The organism is Bradyrhizobium sp. 604_D8_N2_3 (genome assembly GCF_051810765.1).
GTDB classification, from domain to species: Bacteria; Pseudomonadota; Alphaproteobacteria; order Rhizobiales; family Xanthobacteraceae; genus Bradyrhizobium; species Bradyrhizobium barranii.
Window position 1 is genome coordinate 551974 of record NZ_JBPWPM010000001.1, and the last position, 14906, is coordinate 566879.

Annotated in this window: 9 protein-coding genes; 2 read left to right on the top strand and 7 right to left on the bottom strand. The window is 66.2% G+C overall.

The window, feature by feature from the left end; all coding sequences use genetic code 11:
* Nucleotides 1-92 precede the first annotated feature (92 nt).
* Nucleotides 93-1373, top strand: a complete 1281-nt coding sequence (locus AB7245_RS02620) for a Spy/CpxP family protein refolding chaperone (protein WP_439035691.1) — start codon at nt 93-95, stop codon at nt 1371-1373.
* On the opposite strand, the gene AB7245_RS02625 is transcribed toward AB7245_RS02620, so the two are convergent.
* The 3 genes from AB7245_RS02625 to AB7245_RS02635 all read right to left on the bottom strand — a co-directional run bounded on the left by AB7245_RS02625 (nt 1374) and on the right by AB7245_RS02635 (nt 7190).
* Complete coding sequence (locus AB7245_RS02625; RefSeq protein WP_439033851.1) at nt 1374-2240, bottom strand: hypothetical protein; 867 nt, start codon at nt 2238-2240, stop codon at nt 1374-1376. It lies immediately after the preceding gene.
* 212 nt (nt 2241-2452) lie between these two features.
* Nucleotides 2453-4900, bottom strand: coding sequence for an adenylate/guanylate cyclase domain-containing protein (locus AB7245_RS02630; protein ID WP_439033852.1), 2448 nt, complete (start codon nt 4898-4900; stop codon nt 2453-2455).
* A 247-nt stretch (nt 4901-5147) separates the two neighbouring features.
* The gene (locus AB7245_RS02635; protein WP_439033853.1) at nt 5148-7190 is read right to left on the bottom strand and encodes an AsmA family protein; all 2043 of its coding nucleotides are present in this window, start codon (nt 7188-7190) and stop codon (nt 5148-5150) included.
* 247 nt (nt 7191-7437) lie between these two features.
* On the opposite strand from AB7245_RS02635, the gene AB7245_RS02640 reads away from it, so the two are divergent.
* Complete coding sequence (locus tag AB7245_RS02640) at nt 7438-8112, top strand: Crp/Fnr family transcriptional regulator (RefSeq protein ID WP_028149299.1); 675 nt, start codon at nt 7438-7440, stop codon at nt 8110-8112.
* Between the two features lie 141 nt (nt 8113-8253).
* Here the strand turns inward: AB7245_RS02640 and AB7245_RS02645 are convergent, their stop codons facing one another.
* From AB7245_RS02645 to AB7245_RS02660, 4 genes are all read right to left on the bottom strand, one after another.
* The gene (locus AB7245_RS02645) at nt 8254-11388 is read right to left on the bottom strand and encodes an efflux RND transporter permease subunit (protein ID WP_208084007.1); all 3135 of its coding nucleotides are present in this window, start codon (nt 11386-11388) and stop codon (nt 8254-8256) included.
* Complete coding sequence (locus tag AB7245_RS02650) at nt 11388-12317, bottom strand: efflux RND transporter periplasmic adaptor subunit (RefSeq protein ID WP_071908567.1); 930 nt, start codon at nt 12315-12317, stop codon at nt 11388-11390. The genes AB7245_RS02645 and AB7245_RS02650 overlap by 1 nt, the downstream gene beginning before the upstream one ends.
* Nucleotides 12318-12494: 177 nt before the next feature.
* Nucleotides 12495-13166: an OmpA family protein gene (locus tag AB7245_RS02655; protein ID WP_439033854.1), complete on the bottom strand. Its 672-nt coding sequence runs from the start codon at nt 13164-13166 to the stop codon at nt 12495-12497.
* Nucleotides 13167-13312: 146 nt separating this feature from the next.
* Complete coding sequence (locus AB7245_RS02660; protein ID WP_354246901.1) at nt 13313-14833, bottom strand: caspase family protein; 1521 nt, start codon at nt 14831-14833, stop codon at nt 13313-13315.
* Nucleotides 14834-14906: the final 73 nt, after the last annotated feature.

Below are 14906 nucleotides of genomic sequence, written 5' to 3' on the forward strand. Positions count from 1 at the left end.
TCTGGAACATTCGGTTCCCCAGCGCGTCATTGTGATGCGTCGCAGTGCTTGCTTGCCGCTGGGAGGAGGCCAAGGTGGTCAGGTCCGCTTTCATGTCCGGACGCATGGGACTGGCGCTGGCGGGCGCTGCTCTGATGATTGCGGCAGTGCTGCTGCCGAATAAGGCCGAGGCACAGTTCGGATTGCGCGGCGGCCCGCTCGGTGTCGCGCGCTTTGCCGTCGGCCACGTGATCGGCATGTCGCGCCTGCGCCATTCGCGCATGGCGGTAAGGGGCGGCCGATACCGCTCCGCCGCGTTGAGGTCGCAGGATCCTCGCGGCGCCGAGCGCAGCCAGCCGGCCAACCCCTACATTTTGCGTGCGGCGCTCACGGCGCAAGCTGCGCTGTCGGGCTGGCACGGTGGCCGCCGCCCGCAGGGCTGGTGGCGCCACCCCGATGGCAGCTATGGCTGGGCGGGCCCGGTGTTCTGGCCGTTCGCGCATGACGACCTCACCACTGCAATCATCCTGGGCGATACGACCAGCCTCTCGCTCTATGGCTATGGCGACATCTACGCCGCGATCTTCGCCCCCTATGCGGCCACGGAGTTCGCCGCCTACACGGCGCCGCAAGGCAGGCGCGCGCGAAAGGTCCCTTCGGTCGACGCCGTTTGCGATGCCAGCGACACCGGCGGCCTGCCGGTTGACCGTATCGTCGCCCTGGTGCAGCCGAACGAATTGCAGCGCACAGCGCTCGATGAGCTCGCGACCGCCTGGGTCGCTGCGCGCGACACCATCCGCACGGCCTGCCCGACGCAGGCCCCCGCGACCGCCGCGGAGCGCCTCGGCCTGATGCAGACGCGCCTCGCGGCCATGATCAAGGCGACGGACGCAATCGCGCCGCCGCTCGCAAAATTCGTCGATCTTCTCGATGCCGGCCAGAGGGCAAAGCTCGACGCGCTGGCCAATGAGCGCCGTGCCGCGCTTGCGGCCGGCCAGCGCAAGGACGCACAGGCGCCAGCCGCGTGCGAGGCCGGCTACGATCCCCGCTATGATGTTCAGGCGCAGCGGCAATACGAGCAGCTCGTGCAGCAGCAATGGCCCGCCGGCGAGATCGCGTCCACGCTGAGGCTTGACGACACAGCTCGCGCCCGGTTGGAGGTGCTCCAGGACACCACGCTGCGCACCATGGAGACGCTGAGTGCCTGCCCGTCCAAGACCGAGCTCAAGGCCGAGCCCACGCCACAGGCCCGCCTCACCGCCGTGAAGGCGCGGCTGGAGACGATGCTGCAGGCAGTGAAGGGCGTCGGCGACGCGCTCGACGATTTCGAGGCAGACTTGAGCGACGAGCAGAAGGCGGGCTTCGAGGCGATCGGGCCGAAGCGCGGGGCGTGATCAGCCGCACGCCCAGTCGAACTTCATGTCCTTGAAGTCGAGCTGCGCGTTGCCGCCGCCGAAATTGTAGCCGCCGAAATATTCCTCGAACTCGATGTAGAACGGGCTCATCTCCGGCACCGCCTGGCACGGCCGCATGGTGCCGCCGAGATGGTTGTGCGCGTGATCCTTGCCCCAGTCGTGCAGGCGGAAATTGTCGCGGCTCGGCACGCCGCCGACATAGTAATAGTAGGGCTGATAACCGGTCGGCGGGTTCTGCCTTGTGTGCTCGTCCTGCGGGCCCTTGCCGGCATTGGGATCGGTCGCGCGCGGCACCAGCGCGATCGCGCGGGTCTCGCTGAGATCGGCGCGCGGCTGCGCGGCAAACATCTTTTTTGCGTAAGGCGCGGCGGCCTCGAAGAAGGCACCGGCGCCGCCGACGTCGAGCCAGCGCGGCCGATCTGCCGTCGCAAGCGGAAGCGGTGCCGGTGGCGCCGCGAACGCGCCCTCATATTCGGCTTTGGTCAGCAGCAACGCGGCATATTCGTAGTCGAGAATATCGGTCATGCGCGAAAGCCGCGGATGCGCGGGTCGCGCCGCCACGGCTTCGCGAATCTCGGGATCATCGGGCGCCCCGCCGTCATTGTGGTCGGGCGCCGTGGCGAAGAACGACACCGCGACGATGTCCTCGCCATGCACGCGATAATCATCCGGCAGCCTCAAGGTGAAGCCGTGCATCAGCGGAAAGCCGGTGACGGGATCGAGCGGCCATTGCTCGCTGCTGATGCCCGGCGGCAGGCCAAAGACCCAACCGTGATCGCGCGCACGATCCGCGGGACGGTCCAGCATCTGCAAATCATACGCGCGCGAAGGCAAGGCAAACGCCACGATCGTCTCCCATCCGAAATCGAGCCTCGACGCCGAGGCGATGGTTAGTCGCAGGGAGGAGGGATGTGGTTCGTGGGAGGGGTGCGGGGGGATCATACCATCCTGCCGGTGTTTTGCCCGACGTGTCAAACCACTTCGGCACCCGCGTAAGTCATTGATCTTACGGACCCCGTCTACTGTGCAAGGGGTTGTTTTCGAGTTTTTGTTGTTGGCTACCCTCGCCGGCGCGCCGCCGACGCATCCACCACGTTCTCCACCTGCTCGCGCCAGCTCAGGATTTCCATCGCCAGCACCGGGTGGTTGAACCCCTTGAGCACGAGGTCGTCGAGCGCGCGGGCTTCGACCCAGGGCTCGACGATGCCGTAGACGCGGCGGCTGACCACGATCTGGTTGGCCTTGGCTTCGTCGCAGAGACGCGAGGCGAGGTTGGTGACGCTGCCGATCGCGGCGTATTCCAGCCGCTGCTCGAAGCCGACCTGGCCGAGCGTGGCATAGCCGAGCGCGATGCCGATGCCGAAGCCGAGCGTGTGCCCGCGGTTGCGCCACTTTTCGGTCAGCGGGCCGATCGTGTCGCGCATCTCCACCGCCATCTGCACCGCGCGCCGCGTGTGGTCCTCGAACTGGATCGGCGCGTTGAACAGGATCATCACGCCGTCGCCGGCATATTTGTCGAGCGTGCCCTCGTATTTGAAGATCAGCTTGCCGAGCGCTGCGTGATATTCGCGCAGCACGTTCATCGCCTCCTCCGGCTCGGTCGCCTCGGTGAAGGCGGTGAAGCCGCGCAAATCGCAGAACAGCACGGTGACCTCGCGGCGATGGCTGTCGAGCAGCGAGTCATGACCATCCGACGAAGCGATGAGCTGGGCGACCTGCGGCGCGAGAAATCGTTCGAGCCGCTTGATGCGGCTGATCTCGCCGAGCTGCTTCTCGACGCGCTCTTCCAGGGAGCGGTTCCAGTTGCGAAGCTGCTCGGTCTGCTCCTGGAGCTTTGCCGCCTGCTGCTGCACGGTGTTATGTGCCGCGGCGAGCTCGCGGCCCTTGTGATCGACCTCGGTAAACAGCCGCGCGTTGCGCATCGCCAGCACGGCCTGGTTCGCGAAGGTGCGCATCAGGCCGGTGAGGCTTCCGGCGAACTCGCCGCCGGCCCGGCGCAGCACCACCAGCGAGCCGAGCGTGCCCTGCTGGTCCACCAGCGGCACCACCAGCACCGAGTGGAAGCCGGCATCGACCGCGACGTCGCGCAGCGGCTGCTCGGAGGCCCGGTCGAGATCGGCAATCGCGATCGGCTCGCCGCTCTCGGCGGCATCGCTCAGGATGTTCGCGCCTTGCTGGATCGTGACATGCGCGCCGTCGGCCGATTTGTCGATGCCGTTGGATTCGATCAGGTTGAAGCGGCGCGTCTCGGCATCGAAGCCGTAGATCAGCACCGCATCGGCATGGGTGATCTCGATCGCGCGCGCCGCGATGGTCGGCAGCACGGCGTTGAGGTCGAGCGAGGAGGCGACCGCGCGGCCGACCTCTTCCAGCGCCTTGAGCTCGTTGATCGACTGCGCGAGATCGCGGGTGCGCTCCTCGACCTTGGTCTCCAGGTCCGAATAGGTTTCCTGGAGCTGGCCGGCCATGCGGTTGAACTGGCCGGCGAGGTCTTCCAGCTCGTCGGAGGTATGGACGTCGATGCGGTGGCTGAAATCGCCTTCGCCGAGCTTGTGGGCGCCGTCGCGCAGCGCCGTGATCGGGATGATCATGCGGCGGGCGAGCAGCGTGCCGGCGAGGATCGCGACCATCAGGCCCATGCCGATCAACAGCGCGATGCGCACGAGCTGGTCGCGGATCGGCATCAACGCCTGCGTCGTCGGCTGCTCGAACATCACGTTCCAGCCGAGCTTCGGCACGGTGCTGGCGGCGCTCATCACCGCATGGCCGTTGAAGTCGGTACCCGACGTGTCGGGCTCGCGGCCGGGCGCAATCGCCGATGCCACCTGCGGCAGCTTCGACAGATCCTTGCCGACATCGGGCCCTTTCGACGACGTCGCCAGCACGCGGCCGCGCGGATCGACCACATAGGCGAACGCGGCCTTGCCGACCTGGGCGTCGGACAGGAAGTCGGAGAGGAAGCTGAGATCGATCTCGGCCACGGTGACGCCGGCATTGAAGCCGGAATGCGCCACCGAGATCGACATCATCGGCGTCCGGTCGGAGAACCAGGCCGGCGCGTAGCTGACGCCGCGGGCAACCGTGTCGGTGAAGCGCATGTCGCGGGAGAGGTCGGCATTGCCACCGGTCGTGGTCGACTGGCGCGAGACGCGCAGCACCTCGCGTCCCTCGCCGTTGAGCTGGAACAGCTGGTTGACGACCGAGACCTGGTGCAGGAGCGATGCGTAGTCGGCGCGGCGCTTCTCGAGCGTGTCCTGGCTTGCCCGCGTCACCCAGCTGATCTGGCGCTCGAGCTCGGAGATCGACTGCTCGATCCGCCGGGCGGCTCCTTGCGCCTTGTCGTCGAGCCCGTCGGTCAGCTGGGTCTTGGTGGCGCGATAGGAGATCCAGGTCTCCATCGCGCCGTTGACGGCGAGGACAAACACGACGAGGCCGACGAGGGAGACGACGTATTTGGCGAACAGGCCCTCGCGCAGAAACCGTGTCTTGTCTTTCGCTCCCGCCATCCAGATCCTCTCGCGCCGTCATCGACGCCGGCGCTACGGGCCGTACCGGTCCAGGCGCCCTTCTACCACAATTCGGGCCAGGAGACGGTCCTGCGACCGGTCGACCGGCCAGCGTGGTTACCCGCTGTCGACGCCGGGCTAGGCCGAAAGGGTCGTGAATTGTCGCGGCCTCATCCCTTCGGATGAAGCGGCGGACGGGGAGGCCGATGTAGGGATTGGCGTGGAGTCCAGTGCGTTGGTCGGCCAATCATCGATTAAAGAGCTGTCGCAGCACGTCGTTCATCGGCTGGCTGTCCTGCTGCACCACCGCCGGGTCGTCCTGGGCCGGGGGCGCGGGAGAGGCCTGCGGAGCGGGGGTGGACGGTGTTGCCGGCAGGCCGCGGCTGCGGCCGGTGCCGGTGCTGGTCCCCGCGCCGCCGGAAAGCCCCTGCTGGATCAAATTGCCGATCGCCTCGCCCAGCGGGCCGCCGAGCGGGTTGTTCTGTCCCGGCTGCTGGGTTTGCGGATTGGCATTGCCGGCCGCGTTGCCGCCGCCCGGCGCTGCGGCGCCGCCCAATCCGAGGCTGCCCAGAATATTGCCGAGCCCTGCGCCATCAGGGCTGAACAGGCCCTTGCCCATCTCGCGCAGCTTGGCATAGGCGGCGTCCGGATTGTCCAGCATGCCGGCCATGTCAGGGTAGATCCGCGGCTGCGACCAACTGCCCTGGATCATCACGGGAATGCCGAAGCCGACCGGCTCCGACGCGCGGCCCTGGCCTTCGGTGGTCATCACGAGCTTCGGCTCGACGCGAAAACCCATCATCTTGGTGTCGAGCGCGATGGTGCCGGCGCCGGTCACGCGCACCAGCGGTCCGATCAGATTGAGATCGGTCGTCACCGCCTGACCCTTGTCGATGCGGAAGGACGCCGAGAGCTGCGACAGATCCGTACTCTGGGCCTCACTGTCCTGCCAGCCGGACAGCGTGCCCGATGTCAGCGAGCGGATCATCTGCGCGATATTGATGCCGCGGATGGCGCCGTCCTGGAAATTGACGAAGGCGGTGCCCTGCATGTTCGCCATCAGGGCGCGCTGGCTGGTGCCGGCGCTGCGCAGCGCGAGCTTGGCCTGCAGCTTGCCGTCGATCCGGTCGAACTCGGCAAGGCCCTGGAGCAGCGGCAGCGCGCGCACGCCGACGAGATCGGAATGCATGGCAAAGCTCGGTGCGCCGCTTGTGGCATCCAGGATCACCTCGCCCGAGACCTGGCCGTCATAGGCGCCGAGATTGGCGGTGCCGGCCTTCAGCACGCCGCCGGCGAGCTTCGCATCGAGTGCCAGCGGCGCGAGGCGCGCATCGCCGATCACGGCCTCGTTCGCGGAGATCCTGATTTGTGCGTCGACATAATTGAGCCCGGACACGTCGATCGGTGCATTGCTCCAGGGCTGTCCCGACGTGCCCTCCGGCGATTTCGCCACCGGAATCGCGAGCCGCTGGAAGTCGAGATCGACCTTGACCAGAGGCTTGCTCGCAATATCGACCGAGGCCCAGCCGTTGAAGGCGCCGTCGCCGAGCCTGCCGTTCACGCCGTTGATCATCACGACATCGCCGCTCAGCCGCATCTCGGCATGACCGGTGAGCTGGGATTTCAGCACATCGGGCATGTCGATGGCGAAATCCACCGGAATGGTCGGCCGGTCGGCTGGCGGCGCCGGCGTCGACGCCTTGATGTCGAACTTGGTCGGGTGATCGCCGACCCGCGCGGTGCCGGCGATGTCGACCTTGCGGTCGCGGCCAACGACGGCATCGGCGTTGATGGCGCTGATGCGGCCCTCGACACGGTCGCGCACGCGCGCGAACGCGACTTCACCGTCGATGACCTTGACGCGGTCGATGGTCGCACCACCGGTGTCGAGCGCCAGCGGCTTCGACGCGGTGCCTGCATTCGGCAGTCGCTCACGCAGCAGCGGCTGGTGGAGCACGGGATGGGTGACGACGAGTTCGCTGATCTTCGGGCTGCCCGACCATACGCTCGAGAGCGACATGTCGGCCTGCACGCTGTCGACCGTCAGGCGCGTGATGCCGCTGCGGTCCTTCGGGTCCTGAAGCGTGAGATCGTTGAGCGTGACATTCAGCGTCGGCCACAGGCTGATCTTCGTGGTGCCGTCGATGGACAGGCGATAGCCGGTCGCGCTCTCGACCCGCGAGGCAATCGTCGTGGTCAGGAATCCCGAGGGAATCCCGACCACGAGGAGAAGCCCGATCACGATGATGACGGCGGCTATCGCCGCGCCGGCGAATTTCACTGCTCTCATGTCGACTTTCCAACGACGGACAATCGGCGTCGAATCCCGCAGATGACCGTCCTATGCATCCGTCCTTTGCGCCTGAGTTTATCCCCGGACGGGAAGCGGCTCCAAGCACGTAAAAATAGTCAGGGGGTGCTGCAAAGTTATGTGACTTATGACACACTTCCCCGGCGCGGTATTACGCGATCCTGATTTGATGGTTCCAAGCGATTTGCCAGGGAAACTGGCTAAGGAAATTCACAAGGACATTGAAATGAGCAAGCAGGCCGAATTTGCGGTCATCCTGAAGATGAACGCGATGTTCGCCGATCTCGGCGCAGACGAGCTCCAGCGGCTGTCGAATCTCTGCCACACCCAGCATCTGGGGAATGGCGAGGTGCTATTCCAGAAGGGCGATGCTGGGGACGCGCTGTTCGGCGTGCGCCGGGGCCAGGTCCGTATCGAGACCGGCGTCTCCGACGGCAGCCGTCTGACCCTGAACTTCATGGGGCCGGGCGACCTGTTCGGCGAGGTCGCGGTGCTGGACGGCCAGAGCCGCACTGCGGATGCGACCGCAGGCGAAGCCAGTGAATTGTTCGTGCTGCGGCGCGAAGATTTTCTCAGCTTCCTCGAACGCGAGCCGAAGGTCGCAATCAAAATCATCGCGCTGTTGTGCCAGCGCATCCGCTGGCAGAGCGAGCGCATGGAAGAATCCATGCTGCAACCGCTGCCGGTGCGGCTGGCGCGGCGGCTCTGCGCGCTCGCCGCCGATTTCGGCTCGGAGGTCCACATCTCGCAGGAGCAGCTCGGCATCTTCGTCGGCGCGGCCCGCGAGAGCGTCAACCGCCAGCTTCAGGCCTGGCGCAAGGAGGCGATTCTCGATCTCCAGCGCGGCCGCATCCTGCTGCGGAACATGACCAAGCTGACGGCGATCGCGCGGAACGAGTAGGGGATCGGCCAAACCGCTCCGTCGTTCGGGCGGCGCGACCGGTGCGCTTGAACGCTTGGTAGCGAAGACGATCTCCTGCGACGTCGAGTTCGCTGACGCCGCTCGCTGAACCAGCTTGAGCCGTCGACGTCCGTATCACGGCTACTCCGCCGCGGGGTGTACCATGCCCTTTTTATCCGGCGCCGCGCCGTGATGATCGGCGGTCTCGGCATCCTCGCTGTGCACGATCAGCCGCTTGGCGAATCGCCAGATCAGGGCGCCGAGATCGTCCATCACCATGAACATCGCGGGCACGAACACCAGCGACAGGATGGTCGAGAAGATCAGGCCGCCGATCACCGCGAGCGCCATCGGCGAGCGGAACTCGCCGCCGGCGCCGACCGCGAGCGCGCTCGGCGTCATGCCCGCGGCCATCGCGATCGTGGTCATCACGATCGGGCGCGCGCGCTTCATGCCGGCGTCGATCATCGCTTCCTCGCGCGGCTTGCCGGCCCGGATTGCCTCGATGGCGAATTCCACCAGCATGATCGCGTTCTTGGTGACGATACCCATCAGCATCAGAATGCCGATCCAGACCGGCGTGGTGAGCTGCTTGCCGGTGATGAGCAGGGCGGCGATGGCGCCGCCGATCGAGAGCGGCAGCGAGAACAGGATGGTGATCGGCTGCAGGAAGGTGCCGAACAGCAGCACCAGCACGGCGTAGACCATCATCAGGCCCGCGGTGATCGCAGTGGCGAAGCCGTCGGACAGCTCGTTCAGGCTTTCGGCGTCGCCGGAGGGCGAGACCTTCACGCCCTTCGGTCGGCTCTTCATCACCGGCAGGTCGTAGATCTTCTTGGTCGCGTCGCCGAGCGCGGCGGAGCCGACGAGGTCGGCGGCGACGGTTGCCTGCCGCTCACGATCGTAGCGGTTGATGCTGGTCGGACCCTGGTCGAGCTTGACGTCGGCGATGACCGAGAGCGGCACGCCGCCCTTCTCGCCGCGCTCGCCGAGCGGCACGCGCAGCTGTTCGAGCGTCCTCAGATTACCGCGCGCGGCGTCCTCGAGCTGAACGCGGATCGGCACCAGGCGGTCGCCGACGTCGAACTTGGCGAGCGCGGGCCCGACATCGCCGATGGTGGCGACGCGGATGGTCTGCGACAGGCTTTCCGTGGAGACGCCGAGGCGCGCGGCGAGATCTGCGCGCGGCTCGATGCGCAGCTCGGGCCGCTCGAGCGTGGTTTCCGAGATCACGTTGGAGATCGTCGGAATCCGCTTCATCTGCGTCGCGAGCTCGCTGGCGACGTTGTTGACGATGTTGGCGTCGACGCCGGTCACGACCAGCGAGATGGCGCGCAGGCCGTTCTCGTCGAGGAACCAGAAGCGGATGTCGGGAACGTTCTCCAGCTCCTGGCTGATCGAGAATTCGAGCTCGCGCTGAGTGATGTCGCGGCTGTCCTTGGGCGTGTAGTTGATGATCAAGGAGGCGCGCCGGACTTCCTGGGTGCCCGGCGGGACGCGCCCGCCATCGACGAAGATGCTCTTCACCTCCGGCCGCTTGCGCAGGCGTGCGACGATGTCCTCGGTGACCTTCTCGGTGTAGGCAAGCTGGGTGCCCGGCGGCAGCTCGAGCGCCAGCAGCGAGCGCGCGCTGTCCTGCGCCGGCAGGAAGCCCTGCGGCAGCAGCGTGATGCTCCAGATTGAGGCGGCGAACACCCCGAAGCCGATCAGCACGGTGATGAAATGGTGCTTCACCGACCAGGCCACGATCCTGTGATAGGCCCGCAGCACGCGGCCGGGCGGCGGCTCTTCGTGCGCATGGTGCTTGAGGAAGTAGGCGGCCAGCACCGGCGTGACGAAGCGCGCCGCGAGCAGCGAGAAGAACACTTGCACCGAGACGGTGATGCCGAACTGCTTGAAGAACTGTCCGGCGATGCCCGACATGAAGCTCGCGGGCGCGAAGATCGCAATGATGGTCAGCGAGATCGCGATCACCGCAAGGCCGATCTCGTCTGCGGCTTCAAGTGCGGCACGATAGGGCGACTTGCCCATGTTCATGTGCCGGACGATGTTCTCGATCTCGACGATGGCGTCGTCGACGAGAATACCTGTCGACAGCGTGATGGCGAGGAAGCTGACGAGGTTCAGCGAGAAGCCGAGAAGGTCCATCGCCCAGAACGCCGGGAAGATCGACAGCGGGAGCGAGATCGCGGCAATGATGGTGGCGCGCAGGTCCCGCAGGAACAGGAGCACGATGATGACGGCAAGGATGGCGCCTTCGAACAGGGTCGAGATCGCCGCGTGGTAATTGCCGTTGGTATATTCGACCGAGGTGTCGATCACCTTCAGGTCGACGTCGGGATAGGCGGCCTTCAGCGCGTCGATGCGCTTCTGCACGGCCTCGGCCACCTTCACATCGCTGGCGCCCTTGGATCGCTTGATGCCGAGCGCGACCACCGGCTCGCCGTTGAAGCGGGCGAAGGTGCGGCGGTCGGCGATGGTGTCGGTGACGGTGCCGAGATCGTCGAGCCGGACCTCGCCGCCGCCGAACAGCGGGATCATGGTGCCGGCGAGATCGCCCAGTGTCTTCGCGCCCGCAAGCGTGCGGATCGCCTGGTCGTTCTTGCCGATCTCGGCGCGGCCGCCGGCGACGTCGACATTGGTGCCGCGCAGGCTTTGGCTGACATTGACCGCGGTCAGCCCCATTGCCTGCATCCGGTCCGGGTCGAGCGAGACCAGGATCTCGCGCTCGACACCGCCGATGCGCTCGACCTGGGCGACGCCGCGCACGCCCTGCAGCGCGCGTTTGACCACGTCGTCAACGAAATAGGAGAGCTGCTCCGGCGTCTTGCCGGGCGAGATCGCGGCATAGGTGACGATCGGCAGGCCGATGACGTCGACGCGCTGGATCAGCGGCTCGGTGACGTTCTGCGGCAGGTTGGAGCGCACCCGCGTCACCGCGTCCTTGACGTCGTTGAGCGCGCGGTCGGTGTTGGTTTCCAGCGCGAACTGAATGGTGGTCACTGACACGCCGTCGGTGATCGAGGAGGTGATGTGCCTGACGCCCTCGACGCCGGAGACGGCGTCTTCAACCGTCTTGGTGACCTGGGATTCGAGCTCTGCGGGCGCGGCGCCGAATTGCGACACCACGACCGAGATCACGGGAATGTCGGCCGAGGGCAGCCGCGTCACCGCGAGCTTGGTGAAGGACACCCAGCCGAGGACCAGGAGGATGATCGAGAAGACGACCGACGGCAGTGGATTGCGGATCGACCAAGCCGAGATATTGAGAGCCATCAGCGTACCCGCGTGCGATCGAGTTCATCGGCGAACATGGTCTTGATCTGGTCGCCGTCATGGAGCGAAGACCCGGCGTCGGCCACGACGATTTCGCCGACCTCGAGGCCTTCCAGGATTTCCGTCGCGCTGTCGGACGACAGCCCGACCCGTACTTTGCGCGTTTCGACAATATTGTTCTTGACGACCTGAATGGTGAGATGGTCGATCGCGGTCTTGGGGATCGAGACGCCGCAGCTTCGCTTGGCGTCGATCGAGGCGCGGGCAAACACGCCGACCTTGAGCGAAGGATTGTTGGTGACGCTGATGCGGACGCGGCCGAGCTGCGTGGTGCGGTCGATTTCGGGCGCGACCAGCCGGACCCGGCCGATCAAATCGGGCGCGTCATCGCGGCTGATGCGCACGGTCGCGCCGGGGTTGAGCTTGGGCATGTGCACCGCCGGGACCTGGGCGTCGAGCTCGATCTCGTTGTTGACGGCGATGCGGAACATCGGGCCGGCCTGCGGCGAGGCGGGCGCACCGACGATGGTGCGCACTTCGGTGACGAGGCCTGGCGCGGGCGCCTTCAGCGAGATCGGGCCTTGCGGGCCGGGTCTTTGCGGCTGGCCGGGGATCTGCGGCGGCGCCGTCAGGCGCGCCAGCTCCTGATTGTCGGTGACCATGGCGCCTTCGGTGACGAAGAGGTCGGTGACCCTGGAGCCTTCCTGGTCGGCGACGACCACGGCCTCGCGGCGTGGCACGAAGAAGCCGGTCACCCGCACGAGGTCGGAGAAGCAGGCGTTGGTCGACTTCGTCACGATGACGAGCGCCTCGCTCGGCGTTTCCTTCGCCTCGGGGCGATGCCGATGCTCGAACAGATAATAGCCGACGCCGAGCGCAACGACGAACACCACGGTTCCGGCAGGCTTGAGATATTCGGAGGCGTTCATCGCCGGATTGTCCTGGCCTGGCTCACGGCCATCCGCACGAGGCCTGCTGAGAGCGTTTCCCTGAAATAAAGCGGCGTCCCACAAGGCTGCGGGACGCGCTTTTGAAGCAAGACTTTACACCACATCACGACTTGGCAGTTCAAAGGATTTGGCACTTCAAAGGATTACGTCGTGCTCTCACTTCGATGCGGTGGTCTTGTTTTCCATGTTGACGACCTGCACGCGACGATTGACCTCCGCCATCGGCTGGGCCGGGTCCTTCAGCTTGCTCTTGCCATAGCCGACGGTGACGAGATCGGTCGCGGCGATGCCGTACTTGTCGACGAGGTAGCGCTTGATCGAATCCGCGCGGCGCTCCGACAGGTCCTGATTATAGCCCTCGCCGCCGGCGGCGTCGGTGTGGCCGGCAACCACGAAGGTCGAGCCCTTCAGGTCGGGGCTGGTCAGCGCGCGACCGAGCGCCTGTACCGAGGCGAGCGACTTGGCGCTGATATTGGCCGAGTTGTAGTCGAACGTGATTTCAAGATCGATATTCGGCTTGTCCTTGGCCACCGACGCGATCTCTTCGCGCTCGGTCGACGAAAGCGAGCGCGTCGAGCGGCCGCGCACGGACTGGATCAGCTTGGTTTCCGCCGCACTGGGTGCGGGATCGGCCTGCGGGGCGATCGAGAGGCCGCGGGTCAACGGCTTCTTCGGCGGCGGCGCCAGTGCGCGGACGATCTCGTCCTCGGTGACGTTCTTGCTGTTGCCGTCGTCGCCCGCGAATGCGAGCGGGGTCGTCAGCGACAGAGCGGCGCCGACCGCGATGATGGACAGGATCGCGGTAAATCCCTTTGCAGCCAATCTCATTGCCAGTCCCTCCTGCGCAGCTGACCGCGCGGTTCCAAAATTCCTGCAATGGCCCCCCCGGGAAAGGCCGCCTGCGGCATCCGTCCGTTAGTCTTCCCTGAGCCGCCGAGGGTTCGAGGCGTCTGCCGCCTCAATTCAAAAAAATACTAGCGTACTCCGTAGCTTGCGAACTCCTGAACAATGTTCGGGTCCATCGCCTTGGCATTGGCGATGTCGAGCGCGCCTTCCTGCGCCGAGCCGTTGCGCTGCTTGGCAATCCCGCGGCCAAAGAGCGAGGAGGTCAGGCGCGGGTTGATCTTCAGGGCTGCGTCGAAATCGGCGATGGCGTTCTTGACCGCTCCCGATTTCAGATTGACGAGCCCCCGGCTGTCCAGCGCATCGACGAAATTCGGCCGCAGCCGCAGCGCCTCGTTGCAATCCTTCAGCGCGCCCTGGAGGTCGCCGACCACGGTGCGGGTCCAGCAGCGGTTGTTCAGCGCCTCGACGTCCTTCGCGTTGATCCGAAGCGTCTCGTCGAAATCCTTGATGGCCAAATTGTAAGCGCCCTTGCTGGCATAGACCTGACCGCGCCGGTACAGCGCATTCACGTCATCAGGATTGGCGGCGATCTTGGCCGTCAGGCCCTTGATGGTCGGATCCTCCGCCAGCGCGGCCGCGCTCGGCCCGCTATCCATGCTCGGTGCGGGGGTGGTCTCGGCTGGTTTCACCGGCGGTGGCGCCGGCGGCAAGGCCGCCTCGACCTGCGGTTTCGGTGAGGGCGCCGGTGCCGGAGCAGGAGCCGGTGCTGGAGCAGGTGCCGCTGCCGTGTCCGCCGGCTTTGGCGGCGGAGGCGGTGCGGGCGGAGCCGGCGGCGGGTTGTTGGCGACAACCGGCGGCGATGGCGGCGGTGCCGTCATCGACGGGCGCGATCCGCCGGCGCCCGGAATGAACGAAAAATCCTCGGCGAGCGACGAGGAGATCCACGGCACCTGTTCGCCGCGCGAGGCGCGGGTGACGCCCATCTTGGTGCGGTTCAGCGTCTCCTCGGCCATCAGGTCGGGGACGCGGATCTCCTTCAGGAGCTCCTGGACGAACAGGCTGTGATCGCCGCCCGCGTCCGAGACCACCGAGGCCAGTGCCGCCGAGTACATGACCAGCGTGCCGTTCGGCGCGATGACCGGCGTCAGGCCGGCCGAGAAGCTGCGGAACCGGCGCTCGAAGGGATTGCGCCTGGAGGCGTCGACCAGCGCGATCTTGACGCCCGCGCCGCGGGTATTGAGCTCGCCGAGCACGGTCTCCAGGCTGAAACCGTCGCGGCGGACGTCGGATTCGGTCCAGATCTGCGCGTCGATCGGCAGCATGTAGCTCTGGCGCGCCGACTGGATGCCGAAACCGCTGAAGAAGATCAGCGCCACCGAGCCCGGCTTGATCTTGCCATAGAGCTTGTCGAACGCGCGGCGCATGCCGTCGCCGGTCAGGTTCTCGCCGATTTCAACGGAAAAGCCGTCGCGCTTGAGCTCGTCGGCGACGTCGCGCGCGTCGTTGAGCGGTTCCTTCAGCGGAGCGTCCGCGTCCGGATATTTGGCGTTGCCGATGACCAACGCATAACGGTCACCGGCGGCCAGGGATGGCGCAACCGGGACGAGCGAAACGAGCAAGGGCAGAAGAAAAAGGAAGCGAATTTTCATAATCAGCGCGGTCCAGCCAAAAAGGCGCCGTTACCAGCTTGCGCCGCGGCGACCTTAACTTACGCAATGTGCA